Origin of the sequence: Actinomyces sp. oral taxon 169 (assembly GCF_013394715.1) — a bacterium.
Taxonomy (GTDB): Bacteria; Actinomycetota; Actinomycetes; order Actinomycetales; family Actinomycetaceae; genus Actinomyces.
The window spans coordinates 1,321,626-1,344,678 of the sequence record NZ_CP058259.1; the positions used below are offsets into that span (position 1 = coordinate 1,321,626).

The window sequence follows — 23,053 nt, forward strand, 5'->3', positions numbered from 1 at the left end:
GGCTCACCCGTGCAGGTGGGCCACGGCTCCGGCCACCACGGTGGCCACTGGGCGAACGCCCGCCAGCTCCTCGGCCCCCAGGCGCAGGGGGTCCTCTGCCAGGAGCACCAGGTCGGCCTGAGAACCCACCGCCACCGAGCCGGCCCCGTTGACACTGGCCGCCAGCGCCTCCTCGGCCGTCAGCCGCTGATCCGGTGACCACACCGACCCGTCCGGCGTCCAGCGCCCCACGGCCGCCGACATGGCCAGCCACGGGTCCAGGGGCGCCACCGGCGCATCCGATCCCAGCTGGAGCAGCGCTCCGGCGGCCACCATGTCTGCGAAGGCGTAGGTGCGCCCCTCCAGTCCCGGCCATACCCGGCTCACGGCCGCCCAGTCGTCAATGAGGTGGGCCGGCTGAACCGACAGCTCGATGCCGCAGCCCACGAGGCGCCTGAGCGCCCCGTCAGGCTCGTCGAGGGCGTCGGCCGGCAGCAGCTGGGCGTGTTCCAGGCGCCCGGCGGCACCCGAGTGCGCGAAGGCCGCGGCGACGTCGTCGACCGCCGCGTCCCCGATGGCGTGGATAGCCATCTCATAACCCTGCCGGGAGGCACGGGCCATGAGGTCGGTGAGCTCGGCTCGGTCGATATTGACCACGCCGCAGGCGTGCTCCAGGCCCAGCTCGGCAGGGTAGGGCTGGCACATGTGGGCGCTGCCCGAGCCCATCGAGCCGTCTGCGATCACTTTGAGCGGCCCCTGCACCAGCACCGGGGAGCCGTCGGGCAGGCGGGGTGAGCCGGCCAGCGCGGTCCCGGTACGCAGGCCCCGGGCGATCCAGTGCTCCAGCTTGTCGCGGTAGACCCCGATGCGGATCCGGGGCAGCACCTGGGGAAGAACGCCCTGCTCCGCCATGGCCCGCAGGCGCCGCGGCCAGTCATCGGGATCCTCCGACCAGCTCATGTCCACCACACCGGTGATACCCCGGGAAATCATGTCAGCCAGGACCTGCCGGTAGCCGGACTCCCGCAGCTCGCGCGTTCCCGGGACCTCATCGAGGCGGTCCAGCAGGGCGAACCACGGATCCTCCTTCATCGGCGCCCCCGGGTCCTGGGCACTGGCCCCCGGTAGGCCGAAGACACGCAGCGCCGCCGAGTTCAGCCACCCGGAGTGCACGTCCCCGGAGATGAGCAGCGTGGGAATCTCCCCGGTGACGGCGTCGAGCTCGGCCACTGTGGGCACCCGGGGCCAGTTGGACAGACGGTGCCCGAAGCCCTGGATCGTGGCCGGCCGTGAACCGGCCGGATGATCCCGCAGCGCCCGGGCCACCAGCTCCAGGGCCTCCTCGGCGCTGCGGGTGGCCAGCGTGTCAATACGCGCCGAGCGCGCCGCCTCCATGTCCAGGTGGGCGTGAGCGTCCCACAGGCCGGGAACGAGGAAGGAGCCCTCGGCCTGAAAGACCCGTGCTCCGGGAGCACTCAGCCCCTGTCCCACCTCGACGACCCGGCCGGCCTCGATGCGTACATCCACGGGCTCACCCGGGGGCGGCGGGGCGGCCAGGGCGCCAGGGTGCGGGTCACCTCGGCGCAGCGCCCTCAGCTCGGTGCGGGACCGGAAAGGGACGATGCGCGCATCCCTGATGAACAGGTCTGCGGAGGGTTGATCGGCCATGCGCCACTGTAGGCACAGCGGCCCCGCTCGCGGGCGGATCCCCAGGACGCTGCTGCGACAGGCCCCGTCAGCCGATTCCGATGATGGGGGCCGGCAGCGGTGAGCCAGAGCCGTCGCGCCGCTCATCGGGCTCCGGCAGCGCGACCGGCTTGCCGCCCTCGCGCAGCGCCCTAGGCGGGGCCACCCCCACCCAGGCCACGACCAGCTCGTCCTCACCGCGCAGGAACCGGTGCGAACGGACCCCGCCCGTGGCCCGTCCCTTTGCCGGGTAGCGATCCAAGGGGGTGACCTTGACACTGCCTCCACCGGTACCCGGCAGCGAGCCCTCGGAGCCCGCCACCGTCACCACGACGGCCTCGGCCAGGAGCTCCTCAGGAACCGCCGCGCCGGCGATGACCCGGGCACCCTCATGCAGCGAGATCCCCGCCATGCCGCCGGCACCCCGTCCCTGCGGGCGCACCTTGGCGGCCTGGAACCGCAGCAGCTGGGCGTCGGAGGTCACCAGTGCCAGGAAGTCCGTATCCGCCGCGGTGCCGGCGAAGACCACCCGGTCACCCTCGGACAGGGAGATGACCTCCCAGCTCTCAGCGTTCCTGGGCTCATCGCCGGGCTTGACCCGCTTAATGACGCCCTCAGCCGTGGCCAGGACGATCGGCGGGTTGTCGGCCGACCCCACCGGGACCAGCCCCACCACCTTCTCCTCCGGCTCGATGTCCACCAGCTGGCGAATCTGAGTCGCACCTGCCAGCCCCGGGGCCCCCTCGGTGCGGGGTACCTCCGTGGTGGAGACGACGTCGAGCAGCACCAGCCGCCCGGTGTCGGTGACCGCGCCGATGCGTCCACGCGCCGTGGTGGCCACCTGGGAGGCCAGGGCGTCGTGGGGCTGGCGCCCACCGGTGCGGGCCACCGGCTCGGCGCCGGCCGTGCGCGCCACCAGTCCGGTGGCAGACAGCACCACCCGGCACGGGTCGTCGGGGACGGTCAGCGGCACCGGGGAGGCGCTGGGCATGAGCGTCATCGGCTGAGCGGAGGTACCGGCCCGCTTCGTCTCGCCGCCTGAGGCGGAGGCGTCGTCCGCAGTCGTAGCAGCAGCCGACGACGTCACGCGCTCGCCGGAGGCCTCCAGCAGCACCGTGCGCCGCGGAGTGCCGAACTGCTCGGCCACGGCCGCCAGCTCACGGGAGACCACGCGCCGCAGCAGCACGTCGTCGGCCAGGATCGCCTCGAGGGCCTCGATCTCGCGGGCCAGCTCGTCGCGCTCCTTCTCCAGCTCGATCACCGAGAACTTCGTGAGCCGGCGCAGTTGGAGCTCAAGGATGTAGCCGGCCTGCGGCTCGGTGAGGTCGAAGACCTGCATGAGCCGGGTGCGCGCCGTGGCGGCATCGTCGGAGGAGCGGATGACGGCGATGACCTCATCGATGTCGAGGATGGCGATGAGCAGGCCGTCCACCAGGTGGGCGCGCTCGCGACGCTTGCCCAGGCGGAACCGGGTGCGCCGGGTGACCACCGTGAGGCGGTGGCGCACGAACACCTCCAGCAGCTCGCGCAGCCCCAGGGTGTGAGGCTGACCGTCCACGAGGGAGACGTTGTTGATGCCGAAGGAGTCCTCCAGCGGCGTGTGCTTGTAGAGCTGGGCCAGGACGGCCTCGGGGTTGTAGCCGTTCTTGACGCTGATGACCAGGCGGGTGCCGTGCTTGCGGTCAGTGAGGTCGGCGACGTCGGTGATGCCCTGGAGCTTCTTGGAGCCCACCGCCTCCTTGATGCGGGCAATGACCTTCTCCGGCCCCACCATGTAGGGCAGCTCGGTGACCACGATGCCTTTGCGGCGCGGGGAGACGGACTCCACGTGAGCGGTGGCCCGCGTGAGGAACTTGCCGCGCCCCGTGCGGTAGGCCTCCCGGATTCCGTCCAGGCCCACGATCATGCCGCCGGCGGGCAGGTCCGGCCCCGGCACGAAGGCCATGAGCTCCTCCAGAGTCGCCTCCGGGTGAGTCAGCAGGTGCCGGGCGGCGGCCACCACCTCCACCAGGTTGTGCGGCGGCATGTTCGTGGCCATACCCACCGCGATACCCGCCGCGCCATTGACCAGCAGGTTCGGGAAGGCCGCCGGCAGCACCTCGGGCTCGGTGAGCGTGTAGTCGTAGTTGGGGGAGAAGTCGACCGTGTCCTCATCCAGGTCCGCCGTCAGCGCCAGGGCCGAGGCGGCCAGGCGCGCCTCGGTGTAGCGGGGGGCCGCCGGCCCGTCGTCCAGAGAGCCGAAGTTGCCGTGACCGTCAATGAGCGGCAGGCGCATCGTGAAGGGCTGGGCCAGGCGCACCAGCGCCTCATAGATCGCGGTGTCCCCATGAGGGTGGAGCCGCCCCATGACATCGCCCACGACCCGGGAGGACTTCACGTGCGGACGGTCCGGGCGCAGCCCCATCCGATCCATCTGGAACAGGATGCGGCGCTGAACCGGCTTGAGCCCGTCGCGGGCGTCAGGCAGGGCGCGCGCGTAGATGACGGAGTAGGCGTACTCCAGGAAGCTGGTGCGCATCTCCGTGGACAGGTCGAGATCGACGATCTCCCCGTCGGTCGGGGGAGGAGTCCGGGTGGTGGCAGACTTCGGCATAGGCGCATTCTCCGAGGAATCGGGCCGAAAACAAACCACGACACCCGGGCGTGACAGGTCAGACGCGCTAGCCGGCAGCGATCGGCCCGCCTCGAGCAAGGGCACATCGGTGCTCGACGGCGCAGGGGCGGACGATGGCACAATGGCGACCATGACGACCCACTCAGGCCGCAGCTCGGCCACCGGTCCCGCCTCGCACGAGGCGTCCCAGGAGGCCTTCGCAGACCTGGTGCAGCAGGTGGAGCTCGCCGGCTACTACCCCGAGCTGGTGCTCGACACCCTCCGCCTGGCCACGGGCGAGGAGGAGATCCTCTCCGGCATGGTCCAGTCCGAGACCACCTTCGCCGAGGCGGTCCACCGCCACCTGACCGTCCTGGCCCTGACCCCCAGCCGCCTCATCATCGTCCACGTTGACGACACCCCTCGCGACGACGGCAGCCCCGGCGCCCTGGCCACCAGCGAGGCCGTCCCACTCAGCCGTATCCGCTCCATGGCCCTGACCCGCGGCGTGGCGGACCCTGCCCGGGGCGGTGGAACCCTCACCGAGATGACGATCGCAGTCTCCTGGGGCTCGGTGCGCCGTATCGACATGGAGCCGGCCACCTGCGCAGACCCCGACTGCCAGGCCGACCACGGCATGACCGGCGTGTCCGTGCCCGACGACGTCGTCATCCGCGTGGCCGCGGGCGTGGAGGGCGCCGCCGCCCTGGCCCGCGCCGAGACCTTCGCCGGCCGGCTCTCGCAGATGGCGGCCCGCGCCGCCGCCCTGTGACGGGGCCGGGGATGGGAGGCCAGACCGCCGGCAGGCAGCCCGCATCGGCACCCGCCCCCGACTGTCCGCAGGATCCGGCGCTCCGCTACGTCCTGGCGGTGGGCGCCGTCAGTGCCGGACTGAGCCTGGCTGACACCGATCACGACGGCGATACCGGCCGTGATGCCGTCCTCAGCCCCACCGGAGGCCCCGCTGAACCAGTCGTCTCCGACGCCCGGGCACGCGCGGTCGCCCGCAGCTGGGGGATCGAGCCGGCCGGTGAGCCCGGGGAGGCGGGTGGCGGCCCGGGAACCGTTGTCGTCCTCGTGGACGGTCTGGGCCTGGAGATGCTTCGTCAGCGTCGCGGGCACACTCCCACCCTGCGCCAGTGGCTGGCGCAGCGCGAGGCCGCCATCGCCGCCGGCGCAGGAATCCTCACCTGCCGACCCTCGACGACGGCTGCGGCCCTGACCATGCTGGGCACCTCCGCCCTGCCCGGAACAACTGGCATGGTCGGCTACTCGGTGCTCAACCCCCGCCTGGGGCCCCCTCTTGACGCCTCCGCCCACCCCGGCCCCGATCAGGTCCTCAGCCTCATCACCTGGAAGGGGGACAACGTTCCCAGCCCCAGGTCCTGGCAGGACGTGCCCACGATCTTCGAACGTCTCCCGGTCGGGAGCGCGGTGAGCATCGGACCGAGCCGGTTTGCCGGCTCCGGCCTGACCGAGGCCGCTCTACGAGGCGCCTCGCACCTGGGGGCCGACCGGCTGGAGGACCGGCCCGGCCTGGCCGCCGGCGCCCTGCGCCGAGGCACCCCGCTGGTCTACCTCTACGTCGGCGAGCTGGACAAGACCGGGCACAAGCACGGGTGGCTCAGTGAGCAGTGGCTGACCCAGCTCGAGCGCCTCGACGCCGCCATGGCCGAGCTGGCCCGCCGTGTCCCCGCCGGAACCAGGATCCTCCTCAGTGCCGACCATGGCATGGTCGACACCGATCCCGACCACCGCATCGACCTGAGCGCTCATCGCGAGCTCGTTCGTGACGTCGTCGCCGTGGCCGGCGAGCCCAGGCTGACGCACTTGCACGTGGCCGACGGCGACGTGGACCTGGCCGCCGAGGTGGTTCAGCGCTACCGCCGCGTCCTGGGGGAGCGGGCGATGTGGATCGGGACCAGGGAGCAGGCCGGTGAGCACCTGGGTGTCCTTGGCGCGCGAGCACGGGGCGTCGTCGGGGACGTCGTCGTGGCTATGGCCGAGAACTGGGTCCTCGTGGACCCCCGGGTCCACTCCGAGGCCGCCATCGCCATGCCCGGCGTCCACGGATCCTTCACCCCGGCCGAGACCGAGGTGCCGCTGCTCATCACCGAGGCCTGAGGGCCCGGCTACTCGGGAGCTACTCAGGGGCTACTCAGGCCTGGCTCCGAAGACGATCTCGTCCCAAGAGGGTACGGAGCGCCGTGAGCGACGGCGGGACTTCTTCTTGGCCGGAGGCGTCCTGGGCATGTCGGGCAGGGGCTCCTGCGCACCCGCCGCAGAGGCGGCCGACGGGCCGGGGGAGGCCTTGGCTAGGACCTCGGAGCGCGAGGGCATGGGGATCTCCGGCACCGGCTCAGTGGGGCTGTCAGCCCCCAGCGGTGCTCGACGTCCCACGGGGATGCGCTCCACCGAGGGGCTCGGGGCGGACGGCGCCGCCGAGGGAGCGCTGGAGGCCGTCACCAGCCGGGTTCCGGCCGGGTGGTTGCCGGTGTGCAGACGCCTGCGCTCCGACATCGAGTAGACCTGCGCGCTCAGGCCCGCGGTCTGCTCCAAGGACTCATCGTCGGCCCTGGAACCGGCCTCGGCGTGGCGCTCCTCCATGCCCCGGGCCGGGGGTGAGGGGACCTCGGGGCTCTCAGGGCTGCTGGTGTAGTCGATGCCGTGAGGATCGGTGAAGGCGTCCTCATCCGCGTTCCCCTCCCCGGCGAAGCCGCTCAGGTCGTCGTCCTGGGGCATCTCCACCTCGACGCGCCGGCCCCGGCTGGAGGCCAGGTCGGCCAGCAGTGCGTCGGTGTCGTCGGCTGACATGGCGCCACTGGTGGGGCGACCGTACTCCCGAACCGGCAGCATCCCGGCGGGCATCTCGACGGCCAGCCCGGTGGACTCGCCGGAGGCCGCAGCCGGGGCGGAGGCCGCCGAGGCCGCGCTGCCGGCCGCTGAGCCCGCGGCCGCGGGGGAGTGCCCCGACTGGGCCGACGGCGCAGAGGCGGAGGCCCCGGGGGCCTTGGAGTCCTGGTCGAAGACGGCCGGGCGCTTAGTTCCCGCTCCGGCCTCGGTGAGCCAGCGCGCCTCGTCGTCCAGGGCGTGAACCGCGCGGGCGGTCAGGTCCAGTGACCAGCGCGCCTGCTTCTCCTCGGCGGACTGCACGAAGGTCACCATGATGAGCCAGGGGTCGCGGCCCTCGCGCAGCGCGTCCCACTCGAGGCTGGAGGGGGCGACGCCGCGCGTGGCCAGGCGATCCACCACCAGCTCGCCGAGCAGGGGGGAGTCCTTCTCCCAGCCGATCCGGCAGGACTGGGCCTGAGAGACGGCCCACTGGCGCTCGGCGAGCACCGGCCCCTCGAAACGGCGCACGTGCTCGACGTCCATGCCCGTGCTGATCGCCACCTCGGCGGCGGTCGCGCCGGCGCGCATGTAGGCCTGGAGCTGCCGGGGGCGCAGGGGCGCCGGCGCCTCGGCGACCGTCCCCGACGGGGGCAGGATCGCTCCGCGGTCACGGCGCACCGCGGCCCTGAGGGCGTCGTCGACGACGATGCTGTAACGCTCGCCGTCCTCGTCGGTCATGACAATCGTGTCACCGTTGGCACCCAGCAGCTCGAGTTCGACCATGGGCGGGGCCTCCTTCATCCCGTGTCAGCACGATATGCTCCACTGTGCCTCACAGCCTGCCATCCGCAGGCGCCCAGCCGTGGGAGGCGCAGCGGTGTGCCACATGTGAACCACGTGTGAATACCCTCGTGAAATCCCTCGGGTCGGGCGCACCGCAAACCAATCGTGCTCCTTCGTCGGGCGATTTGGCTTGACGGCCCACCTGGCGGTGCTATTGTGCGCGTGCCTTCCGGGACGGGGGCGCCGAATCGTCGGCACGACGCCGGCGCGCGTGCACGGCTCAGCTCCCGCCTTGTGAAGGTCACCCGAGAGCCGTCGACAGAAAGAGTGACGAGGCCATGGCGACCGACTACGACGCCCCGCGCAAGAATGATGACGAGCCCGAGGCCGATTCCATCGAAGAGCTGACCTCGCGGCAGAAGGACCAGTCATCCGCCGCGATCGAGGAGGACGAGAACGAGGCCGCCGAGGGCTTCGAGCTTCCCGGGGCGGACCTGTCCCGGGAGGAGCTGAGCGTTCACGTCGTGCCCCAGCTCGAGGACGAGTTCACCTGCTCGGAGTGCTTCCTCGTCCATCACCGCAGCCAGCTGGCCTTCGTCGACGAGGCGACCGGTCTTCCGGTGTGCGCCGACTGCGCCGGCTGACGCTCCCACCCAACTCAGGAGATCCCCATGGGACTGTTCTCGCGCCGTCGTGACGACGCAACCACCGATTCTGACGAGTCCGTCCTCGGGCGCGACCTCGGCGACGACGCCCTCGACGGGGCCGCCGCCTCCGGACCCTGGGACCTCAGTGAGCTGCCCGAGGACCAGGAGGAGGTGCCCCGCATCGACCTGGGCGCGCTGCAGGTCCCGGCCGTCGACGGGATGCAGCTGCGCCTGGAGCAGGCGCCCGACGGTACCGTCACCGCCGTCGTCCTGGCGCTGGGTGGCTCGGCGCTTGAGCTGCGGGCCTTCGCCGCGCCGCGCACCGCGGGCATCTGGGACGAGCTGCGCGGTGACATCGCCAACGAGCTTGCCGGGAACGGTGCCCGCTACGAGGAGAGCCACGGGGAGCACGGCACCGAGCTGGTCGCTCACCTGCCCATGCGCGGCCCCGACGGCACGATGGCGACCGGCACGATCCGGTTCCTGGGGATCGACGGCCCCCGTTGGTTCCTGCGCGGTGTGCTTCAGGGGCCCGCCGCCTCCTCCGAGCACTCCGCTCAGGCGCTGCGGGAGGTGCTGCGCGGAATCGTCGTCGTCCGCGATGGCCAGGCCCGTCCGCCCCGCGAGATCCTGCCCCTGCACGCGCCCGGGGCCGTCACCGGCCCTGAGGTCGAGGATCTGCCCGGCATCGACCCGCTGGCGCCCGGACCGACCGTCGCCGAAGTGCGTTAGATGGGGGCGCTGTCGGCGCGGGTCAAGCGGCTCTACGAGTCGCTGCGCACCAGCCGCGAGCACTTGGAGGCCGAGGATGAGGAGCGCTCCGCCAGCCGGCGGGGCACCGATCCGATCGGCTCACTGACCTCGCGCCAGCGGACCTGCGTCTCCGGTGTGCTGCAGGCGGTCACCTACCGCTCGAGCCAGGACAAGCCCATCCTCGTCGGGCAGCTCTACGACGGCACCGGCAGCATCGACCTGGTGTGGTGGGGCCGGCGACGCATCCCCGGTATCAAGCCGGGGGCCCATCTTCTCGCTGAGGGTCGGGTCGCCGACGGCACCCACCGCCAGCAGATCCACAACCCCGCCTATCGCCTGCTGGGGCCGGGGCAGTAGCAACCGGCAGCCACCTGCGGGAAGGACCTCGAATGAGCAGCCGTTCCACTGGAACCACCCGGACGGGCCTGGGGGCCATCGACTCCCAGCGCTTCGACGCCATCGCGGCCGTGGGCGGGTGGCGCGGCATCCTGGAGTCCGTCGTACCCACCCTCATGTTCGTCCTGGTCATGGCGGTGCGCCCCGCCGCCCTGGTGGCGGCCCTGCTCGCCTCCTTGGCCATCAGCGCCATCTGCCTCGTGGCCCGCCTGGTGCAGCGCCAGTCCCCGGCACAGGTCGTCGGTGGGGCCGTGCTGGTCCTCGTCTCGGCCCTGTGGGCCTGGCGCAGCGGCGACGCCTCCAACTTCTACGCCACCGGCCTCATGATTAACGCGGCCTGGCTGGTCGCCTGCCTGGTCTCCCTGCTCATCGGCTGGCCGATCGTGGGCGCCCTCATGACTCTGTGGCATCGCGTCACCGACGAGTCGGCTCACGGCGAGGGCGGTCAGACGAGCCGGGACTCGGGCCGCGCCGAGGCTCCGCAGGCCGACGACGACCCCGCCGCACGCCCCTCGGCCTGGCGCACCGAGCCGGCCCTGCGCCATGTTCGGCGCCGCTACCACGCGGGCACCTGGGTCCTGACGCTCATGTTCGCCCTGCGGCTCGTCGTCGAGGTGCCCCTCTACCTGGCCGGCGCCCAGGCGGTGTCCTACCTCGGGGCGGCCCGCCTCATCCTGGGCGTGCCGCTGTACGCCGTGACCCTGTGGTTCATCTGGCTGCTGGTGGCCCCCAGCCGGATCGCCCAGGCCCAGGCAACCGTCCAGCGGTAGCGCCGCCTCCCACCGTCACGTGAAGATGAGAGGCAGCTCCTTCAGGCTGAACTCTCCCTCCCGCGCCGTGAGGAAGATGAGCTCGTCGCCGCGCTCGAAGCGCTCGTCGCGGTCCGGTGTGATGGGGCGGTAGTCGCGCAGGATCGCCGCCAGCACCGTGTGGGGCGGCAGCTCGATGTCGGTGACGAGCTCGCCGATGACCGGTGAGTCCTCCGGCAGGGTCAGCTCGTGCATGGAGGCGCCCGACTGGTGGAAGTGGAAGATGCTCACCAGGCTGCCGACACTGACGGCCTCCTCCACCAGGGCCGTCATGAAGCGCGGGGTCGACACGGCCACGTCCACGCCCCAGGTCTCATCGAAGAGCCACTCGCTCTTGGGGTTGTTGACGCGCGCGACCGTGCGGGGCACCCCGTACTCGGTCTTGGCCAGCAGGGAGATGACCAGGTTGGCCTTGTCGTCCCCGGTGGCGGCCACGATGACGTCGCAGGTCTCGGCCCCGGCGCGCTCCAGGGCGTCGATGTCGCAGGCGTCGGCCAACTGCCAGTCGGCCTGCGGGACTGAGGCGATGCGCATGGCCTCGGTGGAACGGTCGACGAGGGTCACCTCGTGGCCGTGGCTGATGAGCTCGCGGGCGATGGAACGGCCCACGGAACCGGCTCCGGCGATGACGATCTGCATGGCTCAGGCCTCCTGGGTCGGGGCGTGTGACAGGGCGCGGCGGACCTGGCCGATACGGTCGGTGCTCACCGCCAGGTGCAGTCGGTCGTGCTCCTGGATGACGGTGGCGGTCTCGGGCAGCAGCGCCGTGGCATCGCGCGAGATCCAGGCCACCCGCACCCTGAGGCGGTCCTCCAGCACCCCGATCGTCGTACCGACCCACTGCGGGGAGGCATTGGGCTGGATGAGAGCGACCATGCCCGAGGGGTCCTCCAGCTCGCGGGCACTGGAGCCCGGCAGGATACGGCGCATCATCTGGTCGGCCGTCTGACGCACGGTGGCCACCGTGGGGATGCCCAGGCGTTCGTAGACGTCGGCCCGCCGAGAGTCATAGATCCGGGCGACGACGTTGTCCACACCGAAGCTCTCCCTGGCCACGCGCGCAGCCACGATGTTGGAGTTGTCCCCGTTGGACACGGCGACGAAGGCGTAGGCCTCGTCGATTCCCGCCTGCTCTAAGGCGTCGCGGTCGTAACCGACCCCCTTGACCTTGCGGCCGTTGAAGTCCGAGGGCAGGCGGCGGAAGGCGTCCGCGGAGCGGTCGATGACGGACACCGAGTGCCCCATACGGTCGAGCTGAACAGCCATGGACGCTCCGACGCGGCCACAGCCCATGATGACGAAGTGCACGAGGAGGACGGTACTCCGTTGTCGGGCCGCGGACGTAACATCTGGAGACGTGCGTGACTTCGCAGACCGCATCAAGCGGCTTCTCGTCGGCCGTCCTGTTCCCAGTGGAGCTCTGGGGGAGACCCTCCTGCCCAAGAGGATCGCCCTTCCGGTATTCGCCTCCGACGCCCTGTCCTCCGTGGGCTACGCCCCCGATGAGGTGCTCATCACCCTGGCCGTGGCCGGCGTTGCGGCGACCTCCCTGTCGCCGTGGGTGGCCCTGGCCGTCGTCGGGGTCCTGGCCGTCGTCGTGGCCTCCTACCGCCAGACCGTCCACGCCTATCCCTCGGGAGGCGGCGACTACGAGGTGGTCTCGGCCAACCTCGGCTCCCACGCCGGGCTCCTGGTGGCCTCGGCCCTGCTGAGCGACTATGTCCTGACCGTTGCGGTCTCGGTGTCCTCGGGCACCTCCTACCTCGCGGCCGCCCTGCCCGCCCTGGTCCCCTACAAGGTGGAGATCGCCGTCGCGGTCGTCACCGTCCTGGCCGTGCTCAACATGCGCGGCTCACGCGAGTCGGGCCGGGCCTTCGCCATTCCCACCTACCTGTACATGGGTGTCATCGGCATCATGGCCGTCGTCGGGCTCGTCCAGGAGCTGACCGGGACCCTCGGGCGGGCCGAGTCGGCCGGCTTCGACGTCGTCACCCACGCCGGCTGGGAGCAGGGCCTGACCGGCCTGGCCGGAGGCTTCCTGGTCCTGCGGGCCTTCTCCTCGGGATGCGCGGCCCTGACCGGCGTGGAGGCGATCTCCAACGGTGTGCCCAGCTTCCAGCGCCCCAAGTCCCGCAACGCCGCCACGACGCTGCTGCTCCTGGGAGTGATCGCCGCGCTGATGCTCATGAGCGTCATCCACCTGGCCGGCGCCGTCGGCGTACGCATGGTGGAGGACCCGGCCCACCAGCTCCTGCGCAACGGCGTCCCGATCGGGGACGGCTACCACCAGGACCCCGCGATCGGACAGATCGCCGCCACCGTCTTCTCCGGCTTCCGCCCGATGTTCTACCTGGTCGCCACCGTCACCGGTCTGATCCTGGTGCTGGCCGCCAACACCGCCTTCAACGGGTTCCCGGTGCTGGCCAGCGTCCTGGCCCGTGACGAGTTCCTGCCCCGCCAGCTCTCCCAGCGCGGTGACCGCCTGGCCTTCTCCAACGGCATCATCGTTCTGTGGCTGGGGGCCGTGGCCTTCCTCATCGGCTTCGAGGCCAATACGACCCGCCTCATCCAGCTCTACATCGTGGGCGTGTTCATCTCCTTCTCGCTGTCCCAGGTGGGCATGGTGCGTCACTGGACCCGCGAGCTGACCATCGCCACCGAGCCCAGGGACCGCTCGCGCATGTATCGCGCCCGCATCATCAACTCCATCGGCGTGCTGGGCACCGGGACGGTCCTGGTCATCGTCCTGCTCACCAAGCTCACCCGGGGAGCCTGGATCACCCTGACGATCATGGCGCTGCTCTACCTGGTGATGAACCGGATCCGCCGGCACTACCGCAGAGTCAGCGAGGAGGTGGCCATCTCCGACCTCCACGACGCCCGCGTCCTGCCGGCCCACGTCCACGCCATCGTCCTGGCCTCCCGCCTCCACCAGCCCACGCTGCGGGCCCTGACCTACGCCCAGTCGACCCACCCCACCGTCCTGGAGGCCCTGACGGTGGACACCGGCGACGGCGGCGCCGAGCGCCTCCTGGACGCCTGGGAGGAGGCCGACATCGCCGTGCCCCTGACAGTCCTGGACTCCCCCTACCGGGACATCACCCGCCCGGTCATCAACTATGTGCGCTCGGTGCGCCGCGAGTCCCCCCGCGACCTCATCGTCGTCTTCCTGCCCGAGTACATCGTGCGCCACTGGTGGGAGCAGATCCTCCACAACCAGACCGCTCTGCGCCTCAAGACCGTCCTACTGTTCACCCCCGGCGTCGTCGTGGCCTCCGTGCCCTGGCAGCTGGGGCTGCCCGGACAACGGCACATCCACCACGGCGTGCGCGCCCGCACTGCCGAGGGCATTATCGACGCCGACGTCGCCATGCGCCGTCACGTCGATAGCCATCTCAGTCACCTCAGCCACCTCGACCAGCACAGCCCCGCCGGTGCCGGCGGCGTCGGTGCCGACCCCCAGGAGAATCGATGACCCCCCAGCCCAGCTGGAGCGCAGACCAGCCCGCCCCCAACCGTGGTGAGCCGCGCGAGCTGACCCTGGCGGTGGGGGCTCCCGCGCACGGCGGGCACTGCGTGGCCCGCCCCGTGGGCGACCCGGGCGGTCGCGTCATCTTCGTGCGCCACGCCCTGCCCGGTGAGACGGTGCGGGCCCGCCTGACCGAGATGACCTCGCGGACCTGGCGTGCCGACGCCGTTGAGATCCTCCAGGCATCCCCGGACCGCGTTGAGTCCGTCTGGCCCGAGGCCGGCCCGGGGGGAGTGGGCGGGGGAGAGCTCGCCCACGTGGCCCTGGACGCCCAGCGCACCTGGAAGCGTTGGGTCCTGGCCGACTGCCTGCGCCGGATCGGCGGGCAGGAGGTGGCCGACGCCGTCGCCGCCCTGCCCGAGGCCTCCGGCGCAGCCGCCGTGCCGATCGAGCCCATGCCCACCGACGCCGCGGCCCAGGCCTCCAGCAGCGCCCGGCGGCGCGCCCTGGCCGGAACCGCCACCCGCACCCGCGTGAGCCTGACGGTCGGTGAGGACGGCAGGCCCGGCATGCACGCCTTCCGCTCCGGGACGGTCCTGCCCCTGCGCCGCCTGCCCCTGGCGGTTGACGCCATCACCGAGATCGGGCTGCTGGAGCGCTCCCGCTGGCGCGCCCACTACCACCCCGGCATGCGCATCGAGGCCATCGCCCCCAGCGGCGGCGAGCCCGTCGTCCTGCTCGACGAGCGGCTCCTGACCGCCCAGGCCCGCAGTACCGGACGGCGCCGGGTCCGGGAGGTCGTGGACGCCTCCGCCCTGGGGCTGGGGGAGCTGACCTACTCCGTCCACGCCGAGGGCTTCTGGCAGGTCCACGTCGACGCCCCCCGGGTGCTCGTCGAGCGCGTTGTACGCGGCGCCTTGGGGGCGGACCTCGATGGTGCCGCGGGCAGCCGCGTCCTGGAGCTCTATTCAGGGGCCGGCCTGTTCACCCTGCCGCTGGCCGCCCTGGCGGGGGACCGCGGTCAGGTCCTGTCCCTGGAGGGCAATGAGCAGGCCGTTCGCGACGCCCGCCGCACGCTTCACGACCAGCCCTCTGTGCGCCTGGTCTCGGGCCGCGTGAGCGCCCGCTCGGTACGTGAGCTGGCCGGCTCCCTCACCGGTGGTCGCCCCGACGTCGTCGTCCTCGACCCGCCGAGGCAAGGGGCCGGACGCGAGGTCATCGAGGCCGTCGGCGCCCTGGGGACCGAGCGGATCGTCCTGGTCGCCTGCGACCCGGCGGCCCTGGCCCGGGACCTGGGAACCCTCCTGCGCTCGGGCTACGCGCTGAGCTCCATGAGCGCGCTGGACATGTTCCCGCACACTCACCACTTCGAGACGATCGCGGTGCTCGAGAGCTCCTGAACGGGGAACGTCAGCGGGGTTGCGTGCGCCCGGCGTCACCAAATGCGGTTGACGGGCGCCGGGCCGCGTGCCGGGTTTGGCCAGCCTTCCCTACGTATTGACAACGGATGACACGCCGTGGGCTACGGTCCACACCGGAGCATCCGCGCAGCCCTCCGCCTGGCTGTCACCGCAGGTCCGCGTGACAGACCCGAGGCGGTGCGACGGGCCGGATCGGTACGACAACTGGAAGTGAGCCCCGGTGACCAGCCTCAACACCTTCGCCTCCCGCAGCACCCTCGACGTCGACGGCCGCGACTACGAGATCTACCGCCTCGACGCCGTCCCCGGCCTGGAGCGCCTGCCCTACAGCCTCAAGGTGCTGGCCGAGAACCTGCTGCGCACCGAGGACGGCGCCAACATCACCGCCGACCACGTGCGCGCCCTGGCCGCCTGGGACCCGGCCGCCGAGCCCGACACGGAGATCCAGTTCACCCCGGCCCGCGTCGTCATGCAGGACTTCACCGGCGTGCCCTGCATCGTCGACCTGGCCACCATGCGCGAGGCGGTCGCCGACCTCGGAGGCGACCCCGAGGTCATCAACCCCCTCAACCCCGCCGAGATGGTCATCGACCATTCCGTGCAGATCGACTCCTTCGGCCGACCCGGATCCCTGGAGCGCAACAAGGAGCGCGAGTACGAGCGCAACTCCGAGCGCTACCAGTTCCTGCGCTGGGGACAGGGAGCGCTGTCCAACTTCCGCGTGGTCCCCCCGGGCACCGGCATCGTCCACCAGGTCAACATCGAGTACCTGGCCCGCATCGTCTTCACCCACGAGGCCGACGGCGTCACCCAGGCCTATCCCGACACCTGCGTGGGCACCGACTCCCACACCACCATGGTCAACGGCCTGGGCGTCCTGGGCTGGGGCGTGGGCGGCATCGAGGCCGAGGCCGCCATGCTGGGCCAGCCCGTCTCCATGCTCATCCCCAAGGTGGTGGGCTTCAAGCTCTCCGGCGCCATCCCCGCCGGCGCCACCGCCACCGACGTGGTGCTGACCATCACCGAGATGCTGCGCGCCCACGGCGTGGTGGGCAAGTTCGTCGAGTTCTACGGAGAGGGCGTCGCCGAGGTGCCGCTGGCCAACCGCGCCACCATCGGCAACATGAGCCCGGAGTTCGGCTCCACCGCCGCGATCTTCCCGATCGACGAGGTCACCCTGGACTACCTGCGCCTGACCGGCCGCTCCGAGGAGCGCGTGCGCCTGGTGGAGGCCTACACCAAGGCCCAGGGCATGTGGCACGACCCGGCCCGCGAGCCCGTCTACTCCGAGTACCTCGAGCTGGACCTGTCCACCGTGGTGCCCTCCATCGCCGGCCCCAAGCGCCCCCAGGACCGCATCGTCCTGTCGCGGGCCAAGGAGTCCTTCCAGGAGGTCCTGCCCACCTACGCCTCCCAGTCCTCCAAGCCGACTCCGGTGACCATGGCCGACGGCACCGCCACTGAGCTGGACCACGGGCACGTCGCCATCGCGTCGATCACCTCGTGCACCAACACCTCCAACCCCTCGGTGATGATGGCCGCCGGGCTGCTGGCCCGCAACGCCGTCGCCCGGGGTCTGCGCTCCAAGCCCTGGGTGAAGACCTCCACCGCCCCGGGCAGCCAGGTCGTGACCGACTACTACGAGAAGGCCGGGTTGTGGCCCGCCCTCAACGAGCTGGGATTCAATGTCGTCGGCTACGGCTGCGCCACCTGCATCGGCAACTCCGGGCCCCTGCCGGCTGAGGTCTCCCAGGCGGTCAACGACGCCGACCTCGCCGTGGTCTCGGTGCTGTCGGGCAACCGCAACTTCGAGGGGCGCATCAACCCCGACGTCAAGATGAACTACCTGGCCTCCCCGCCCCTGGTCATCGCCTACGCCCTGGCCGGGACCATGGACATCGACTTCGCCACCGAGCCGCTGGGCCAGGACCCCGAGGGCCGCGACGTCTTCCTGTCCGACATCTGGCCCGACCCCACTGAGGTCCAGGCCGTCATCGACGCCACCATCGACCGCGAGATGTACACGCGCGACTACGCCGACGTCTTCGCCGGTGACGAGCGCTGGCAGGGCCTCGATACCCCCGAGGGGGACACCTTCGCCTGGGACGAGGACTCCACCTACGTGCGCAAGGCCCCCTTCTTCGAGGGCCTGTCCATGGAGCTCACCCCGGTCACCGACATCAAGGACGCCCGAGTGCTCGCCCTGCTGGGGGACTCCGTGACCACCGACCACATCTCCCCGGCCGGCGCCATCAAGGCCGACTCCCCGGCCGGGCGCTACCTGGCCGAGCACGGCGTGGCCCGCGCGGACTTCAACTCCTACGGCTCGCGCCGCGGGAACCACGAGGTCATGATCCGTGGCACCTTCGCCAACATCCGCCTGCGCAACCGGCTGCTCGACGGCGTCGAGGGCGGCTACACCCGCAACTTCCTCACCGGCGAGCAGGAGTCGATCTTCGACGCCTCCCAGGCCTACCAGGCCGCCGGCATCCCGCTGGTGGTCCTGGGCGGCAAGGAGTACGGCTCGGGCTCCTCACGCGACTGGGCGGCCAAGGGCACGGCCCTGCTGGGAGTCAAGGCCGTCATCGCCGAGTCCTTCGAGCGCATCCACCGCTCCAACCTCATCGGCATGGGCGTGGTTCCCCTCCAGTTCCCGGCCGGACAGAGCGCCGAGTCTCTCGGCCTGGACGGCACCGAGACCTTCACCATCACGGGCCTGACCGCGCTCAACGAGGGCACCACGCCGCGCACCGTCGCGGTCACGGCGCAGAAGGCTGATGGCTCGGCGGTCTCCTTCGACGCCGTCGTACGCATCGACACCCCCGGCGAGGCCGACTACTTCCGCCACGGCGGCATCCTGCAGTACGTGCTGCGCCAGCTCGCAAGCTCCTGAGACCTCACGCGTTGACAACGCGGGGCAATCGCAGATCAGCGATCGCCCCGCGTTGTTGTTGATGGGCACGATGGTGAGAGCCTCCTTGGCCTGAGATCAGGTCTGGAAGGGCTGCTTGCCCCCGGGGGTTATTGTCGGTAACTTAATGGCTATGAGTATTAGCCAACTTGGGGTGCCGGGCGGCACCATCGCTTATGAGGTGCACGAGCCCGTCGGTACAGGTGCCGGATCGGATGCAACGAGCCGTCCGCTTGTCGTCTGCTCGCCGGCCATGGGGGATGTGCGGGACGTCTACGTGCCGTTGGCGCAGTCCCTGAATGAGGCGGGGTTTCGTGTTGTCACTGCGGATCTGCGCGGTCACGGGGACAGCTCGGCGACCTTCACCGCCTATGGCGATGAGGTCACCGCAGCCGACCTCATTGCCCTGATCGAGGTTCTCGACGCCGGTCCCGCCATCCTTGTGGGTGCCTCCATGTCCGGGGCTGCTGCGGTGATTGCCGCCGGGCGTCGCCCTGACCTGGTGCGCGGGCTTGTCCTCATCTGCCCCTTCCTACGTAGGCCGCTGAACCGAGCCCAGACGCTCGTGCAGCGCACCATGCTTGGGGCTGCGTTGATGCGTCCTTGGGGGCCTGCTGTGTGGAACAGCTACTCCGCCAGATTGTGGCCCGGTCTGCCTGATTCCCGGCAGCGGGCCGCGCGTCTGACGGGCCTGCTGCGCCGTCCGGGGCGCTGGCGCGCCTTCTGGGCGACGACTCGTACTGATCACCGCGTTGTCTCCCCATGGCTGGACAAGGTGGACTGTCCCGCCCTCGTGGTCATGGGACAGGAGGATCCGGACTGGAAGGACCCCGTGGCCGAGGCCGCCTGGGTAGCAAGCGCTGTTGGTGGAGGTGGGGGAGAGGTTGTCATCGTTCCCGGTGCGGGGCACGCCCCGATGCTGGAACACCCAGGCCTCGTCGGGCCGCAGGTGGTCGATTTCGCCCGGCGTATGATCGCCGACAATGCTGAGGCAAGGCCGGCGGGGAAGAGGTGAGGAGCGCACGATGCCACGAGCAGGACTGAGCGCCGAACGCGTGGTGGAACGGGCTGCGCAGATCGTTGACGAGCACGGCCTTGAGGAACTGTCCCTGAGCCGTCTGGCTGCCGATCTGGGAGTCGCACCGCCGAGCCTGTACAAGCATGTCTCCGGTATGAGCGACCTGGTCCGAGGAGTCTCCCTACGGGCAATGGACAAGCTCGCCGACCATCTGGCGGCCTCCGTCATGGGGCTGGCCGGGCCTGACGCCCTGCGAGCCCTTGCCAACGCCTATCGAGGCTTCGCCCGCGCGCACCCCGGGCTCTATCCGATGACCCAGGTCCCGGTCGAGGCCTCGGACAGGAGCCTGAGTCCGCTACGGTCATCAGCCGCTCAACGTACGGTTGACATCGTCACCGCGGCACTGGCCGGCTACGGCATCCCCGAGGAGCGGATCATCGACGCTGTGCGAATGACCCGGGCGTCACTCCATGGCTTCGTGGATATCGAGGTCCACGGGGGCTTCGCCATGAATGCACCCATTGACGTGAGTTTCGCCACGCTTGTCGACTCGCTGGACGCCGCCCTGCTTGCTCTCGGCGAGTAGGAGAGCGGGCAGGTATCAGTGAGGACGAAAGGATAAGTCGCCTCAATGACCGGTTGGGAGGGGAGAGCTGCGTGGGGCTTCCCCGGCTGCTGTCGGTGAGTCGCTGAGACCTCGGGCTGTCGCCCTGGAATAGCGGCCCTTCGCTTCCCGTTGCCCTGGCGTTCAGATCATGCCGAGCGGCGACCGCCGAAGGAGATGCGCACTCATGTCCCAGCCCACCGTCAACAGCGACGCGACCAACCAGCCAGATGTCCCGGTCGAGGAGGTCGACCTTCTCGTCGTCGGAGGCGGCAAGGCCGGCAAGTCCCTGGCGATGCTGCGCGCCAAGGCCGGCGACAAGGTCGTCATGGTGGAGCGGGACAAGGTGGGCGGCACCTGCATCAACGTCGCCTGCATCCCCACCAAGACCCTCATCTCCGCCGCCCGCGTCCTCCGTGAGGTCCAGGGCTCGCAGGCCTATGGCGTCACCCTGCCCGAGCAGGACGGCGGGGCCGACGCCCTGGCTCAGGCCCGCATCGAGCTGGCCTCCTTCCGCGCCCGTAAGGAGGCCGTTGTGGGTGGCATGGTGGCCGCCCACGAGAAGATGTTCCCGGCCTCCGGCATGGACTTCGTCAAGGGCACCGCCCGCTTCGTGGGGGAGCGCACCGTCGAGATCGCCCTGAACGACGGCGGCCTGCGGCGCGTGCGCGGCGCGAAGGTCCTCATCAACACCGGCACCACGCCGTCGGTCCCCCCGATCGAGGGCCTGTCCGACGTGCGCTACTGGACCAGCGAGGACCTGCTTACCCTGCCCGAGCTGCCCAGTAGCCTCATCGTCCTGGGCGGCGGGGTCATCGGTGTCGAGATGGCCTCCCTCATGGGGCTCCTCGGTGTCCCGGTCACCATTGTCCACGCTGGGCCGCACATCCTGGACCGCGAGGACGAGGACGTCGCCGCCGAGGTGACCGCCGGCCTGGAGGCCCTGGGAGTCACGGTCCTGACCGGAGCGCGTGCCTCGAAGGTCGCCGCCGCGGCTGACGGGAACGGCATCGTCGTCACCACTGCCGACGGGCACGAGGTGAGCGGATCCCACCTGCTCGTCGCCCTGGGGCGTACCCCCGTCACCGCCGGTCTCGGTCTGGAGGCCGCCGGCGTGGAGCTGACCGAGCGCGGCTTCGTGCGCGTCGACGACCACCTGCGCACCACCGCTGAGAACGTCTACGCCGCCGGTGACGTGGCTGGAACGCCCCAGTTCACCCACGCCTCCTGGAACGACTTCCGCGTCCTGCGCGACCTCTTCGCCGGCAAGGAGGCCTCCACCACCGGGCGCCTCATCCCGTGGGCCGTCTTCACCACGCCCGAGCTCGGACACGTGGGCATGAGCGAGGCCGAGGCCCGCGAGGCCGGCTACGAGGTGCGCGTCGCCAAGACCCCGACGGCGGCCGTGCCGCGCGCCAAGACCCTGGGCCACACCGAGGGCTTCTTCAAGGTCGTCATCGACGCCCGCACCGACCTCATCCTGGGCGCCGCCATTATCGGCGCCGAGGCCAGCGAGGTCGTCACCAGCATTCAGATGGCGATGCTGGGTGACCTGACGTGGCAGCAGGTGCGCGACGCCGTCATCACCCACCCCACCATGAGCGAGGGACTCAACATCGTCCTGGACTCCCTGGGCTGAGAGCCTGAGGACTGGCCCCGCCTGAACGGTGAGACAGATCCGCTCAGGCGGGGCGTACCCCCAGGTTCTCGACGCGCTCGGCCCCCGGCAGCGCCACCAGCAGCGCCCCGGGCACCAGGAGCTTGGAGTGACGCACGCCCGAGCCGATGAGCACCGTGGCCCGCTCCGCCACGGCACCGTCGACGAAGAGCCGCCAGTCCTCGGGCAGGCCGACCGGCGTGATCCCGCCGTACTCCATGCCACTCATCTCCACAGCCCGTTCCACCGGCAGGAACGAGGCCTTGCGCACGTCAATGCGCTTCTTGACGACGTGGTTGACGTCGGCGAAGTCGGTGGCACGCACGACGCAGGCTGCGATGCGCTCCTCGCCGGTCCGCTTACCGGCCACGAGTACGCAGTTCCCGGTCGCCTCAGGGTCCAGGTCATAGTGCGCGTTGAGGGCGTCGGTGTCGGAGTGGGAAGGGTCAATGGGCACCACCTGAGCCTGACGAGCCAGGTCCGCGCCCTCGGGCGAGGCCGCCTCCAGCGCCCGCAGCGCGGCGGCCACGGGCTCCGCGAGCAGGTCAGTACGCTCCAGCGCCGGCTGCCAGCCGATCTCCGCGGCGAAGACCTCAGCCGGGTCGTGCAGCTCAGTCATTCCTTCTCATCCTTTCGACGACGTCGAGCGCCTCTCGATGCGCTCCACCAGACGGGTCCTGACCTCGGGCCACTGCTGTGGGGTGATGGCGAACATGGCCGTGTCGCGCGTGCGCCCCTCCTCACCGGGAGCCAGGGAGGGCTGCCAGGCGCGCAGGATCCCCTCGAAGGTCGCCCCCAGCGCTGCGATCGCGCCGCGAGCCACCTCATTGCGTGCATCGGTCTTGATGTCCACGCGGTCCACGCCCCAGTCCTCGAGGGCCTGCGTGAGCAGTAGGAGCTTGGCGGCCGGGTTGATGGCGGTACCGCGAACAGTGGGCGAGAGCCAGGAGGAGCCGACCTCGACGGCGAAGAGCCGCCCGTCCGGCATCCACCGGGGTGTCAGGTAGGCGGTGTGTCCGACGACGCGGCCGGTGGTGACCTCCACCTGGGCGAAGGGCGCGTAGGTGCCTGTGTCCCGACGGGCCAGGCTGCGGGACACGTAGTCCTCGACCGTCTCCGGTGTCGGCACCGTGGCGAAGGGGCTGGTCGCGGCCGCCTCGGCGGCCAGCTGCAGCCCCGGCACGTGCTCAGGCGTCAGCGGCTCCAGCCGCACGATGCCGCCTTCCAGCACGCCACAGGTCAGGACGGGAGAGGGGACATGTGACTCAGTGATGCTCATGGTGTCAATCATGGCAGCCGTGGCGCAGTCGCCGCCGGGACGCCTCAGCATGTGGTCTCATCGTCCCCGTGCTGTACGTCGGCCTCGAACCTTGACTACACGTCAAGTGTTGAGAACCGTATTTTTGATGCGTACAGTATCTCATGTTAGCTGGATAAATTGCTGTGCTACGATGCTTGTCATTAAAATCGACGTCACCACTTGGGTTGCATGTGC

19 protein-coding genes are annotated in these 23,053 nt (G+C 70.7%); 12 read left to right on the plus strand and 7 right to left on the minus strand.

Annotated features, from left to right (window positions below; translation table 11 throughout):
- Positions 1 to 3: 3 nt before the first annotated feature.
- Both HW274_RS05700 and HW274_RS05705 read right to left on the minus strand, forming a co-directional pair.
- Complete coding sequence (locus HW274_RS05700; RefSeq protein ID WP_185989438.1) at positions 4 to 1,647, minus strand: amidohydrolase; 1,644 nt, start codon at positions 1,645 to 1,647, stop codon at positions 4 to 6.
- A 67-nt stretch (positions 1,648 to 1,714) separates the two neighbouring features.
- Positions 1,715 to 4,258, minus strand: a complete 2,544-nt coding sequence (locus HW274_RS05705) for a DNA topoisomerase (ATP-hydrolyzing) subunit A (RefSeq protein ID WP_185989439.1) — start codon at positions 4,256 to 4,258, stop codon at positions 1,715 to 1,717.
- Positions 4,259 to 4,409: 151 nt separating this feature from the next.
- Here HW274_RS05705 and HW274_RS05710 point away from each other — a divergent pair, with 151 nt between their 5' ends.
- Together HW274_RS05710 and HW274_RS05715 are read left to right on the plus strand one after the other, a co-directional pair.
- The gene (locus tag HW274_RS05710; RefSeq protein ID WP_185989440.1) at positions 4,410 to 5,030 is read left to right on the plus strand and encodes a DUF5998 family protein; all 621 of its coding nucleotides are present in this window, start codon (positions 4,410 to 4,412) and stop codon (positions 5,028 to 5,030) included.
- An 11-nt stretch (positions 5,031 to 5,041) separates the two neighbouring features.
- On the plus strand, positions 5,042 to 6,382 hold the full coding sequence (locus tag HW274_RS05715) for an alkaline phosphatase family protein (protein ID WP_185989441.1): 1,341 nt from the start codon (positions 5,042 to 5,044) through the stop codon (positions 6,380 to 6,382).
- A gap of 30 nt (positions 6,383 to 6,412) precedes the next feature.
- Here HW274_RS05715 and sepH read toward each other — a convergent pair whose 3' ends face one another.
- Positions 6,413 to 7,891 (minus strand): septation protein SepH, encoded by a 1,479-nt coding sequence (gene sepH, locus HW274_RS05720; protein WP_185989442.1) that lies wholly within the window; start codon positions 7,889 to 7,891, stop codon positions 6,413 to 6,415.
- Between the two features lie 320 nt (positions 7,892 to 8,211).
- Between sepH and HW274_RS05725 the strand changes: the two genes are divergently transcribed.
- Genes HW274_RS05725 through HW274_RS05740 form a run of 4 tightly spaced genes read left to right on the plus strand, consistent with a single transcriptional unit; the run spans position 8,212 to position 10,439 of the window.
- A complete protein-coding gene (locus HW274_RS05725) occupies positions 8,212 to 8,517 on the plus strand; it encodes a DUF4193 domain-containing protein (RefSeq protein WP_004565030.1) in 306 nt (101 codons plus the stop codon).
- A 27-nt stretch (positions 8,518 to 8,544) separates the two neighbouring features.
- Positions 8,545 to 9,252: a DUF3710 domain-containing protein gene (locus HW274_RS05730; protein WP_185989443.1), complete on the plus strand. Its 708-nt coding sequence runs from the start codon at positions 8,545 to 8,547 to the stop codon at positions 9,250 to 9,252.
- The gene (locus HW274_RS05735) at positions 9,253 to 9,630 is read left to right on the plus strand and encodes an OB-fold nucleic acid binding domain-containing protein (RefSeq protein ID WP_004565028.1); all 378 of its coding nucleotides are present in this window, start codon (positions 9,253 to 9,255) and stop codon (positions 9,628 to 9,630) included. It begins immediately after the preceding gene.
- Positions 9,631 to 9,662: 32 nt separating this feature from the next.
- A complete protein-coding gene (locus HW274_RS05740; protein WP_185989444.1) occupies positions 9,663 to 10,439 on the plus strand; it encodes a DUF3159 domain-containing protein in 777 nt (258 codons plus the stop codon).
- A gap of 15 nt (positions 10,440 to 10,454) precedes the next feature.
- On the opposite strand, the gene HW274_RS05745 is transcribed toward HW274_RS05740, so the two are convergent.
- Together HW274_RS05745 and HW274_RS05750 are read right to left on the minus strand one after the other, a co-directional pair.
- Positions 10,455 to 11,117, minus strand: a complete 663-nt coding sequence (locus HW274_RS05745) for a TrkA family potassium uptake protein (protein WP_185989445.1) — start codon at positions 11,115 to 11,117, stop codon at positions 10,455 to 10,457.
- 3 nt (positions 11,118 to 11,120) lie between these two features.
- Entirely contained in the window at positions 11,121 to 11,744 is a 624-nt protein-coding gene (locus tag HW274_RS05750; RefSeq protein ID WP_260679205.1) for a TrkA family potassium uptake protein, read from the minus strand.
- Between the two features lie 91 nt (positions 11,745 to 11,835).
- Here HW274_RS05750 and HW274_RS05755 point away from each other — a divergent pair, with 91 nt between their 5' ends.
- The 6 genes from HW274_RS05755 to HW274_RS05780 all read left to right on the plus strand — a co-directional run bounded on the left by HW274_RS05755 (position 11,836) and on the right by HW274_RS05780 (position 21,540).
- A complete protein-coding gene (locus HW274_RS05755; protein ID WP_185989446.1) occupies positions 11,836 to 13,953 on the plus strand; it encodes an APC family permease in 2,118 nt (705 codons plus the stop codon).
- Positions 13,950 to 15,347 (plus strand): class I SAM-dependent RNA methyltransferase, encoded by a 1,398-nt coding sequence (locus tag HW274_RS05760; RefSeq protein ID WP_185989447.1) that lies wholly within the window; start codon positions 13,950 to 13,952, stop codon positions 15,345 to 15,347. Before HW274_RS05755 ends, HW274_RS05760 begins: the two co-directional genes overlap by 4 nt.
- Before the next feature lie 241 nt (positions 15,348 to 15,588).
- On the plus strand, positions 15,589 to 18,261 hold the full coding sequence (gene acnA, locus HW274_RS05765) for an aconitate hydratase AcnA (RefSeq protein ID WP_185989448.1): 2,673 nt from the start codon (positions 15,589 to 15,591) through the stop codon (positions 18,259 to 18,261).
- 151 nt (positions 18,262 to 18,412) lie between these two features.
- Entirely contained in the window at positions 18,413 to 19,294 is an 882-nt protein-coding gene (locus HW274_RS05770; protein WP_185989449.1) for an alpha/beta fold hydrolase, read from the plus strand.
- A gap of 10 nt (positions 19,295 to 19,304) precedes the next feature.
- The gene (locus HW274_RS05775) at positions 19,305 to 19,883 is read left to right on the plus strand and encodes a TetR/AcrR family transcriptional regulator (protein ID WP_185989450.1); all 579 of its coding nucleotides are present in this window, start codon (positions 19,305 to 19,307) and stop codon (positions 19,881 to 19,883) included.
- Positions 19,884 to 20,088: 205 nt separating this feature from the next.
- Entirely contained in the window at positions 20,089 to 21,540 is a 1,452-nt protein-coding gene (locus HW274_RS05780) for an NAD(P)/FAD-dependent oxidoreductase (RefSeq protein WP_185989451.1), read from the plus strand.
- A 43-nt stretch (positions 21,541 to 21,583) separates the two neighbouring features.
- On the opposite strand, the gene HW274_RS05785 is transcribed toward HW274_RS05780, so the two are convergent.
- Entirely contained in the window at positions 21,584 to 22,177 is a 594-nt protein-coding gene (locus HW274_RS05785; protein WP_185989452.1) for a YbaK/EbsC family protein, read from the minus strand.
- A gap of 6 nt (positions 22,178 to 22,183) precedes the next feature.
- Positions 22,184 to 22,837, minus strand: a complete 654-nt coding sequence (locus HW274_RS05790) for a GNAT family N-acetyltransferase (RefSeq protein ID WP_185989453.1) — start codon at positions 22,835 to 22,837, stop codon at positions 22,184 to 22,186.
- Between the last annotated feature and the right edge of the window lie 216 nt (positions 22,838 to 23,053).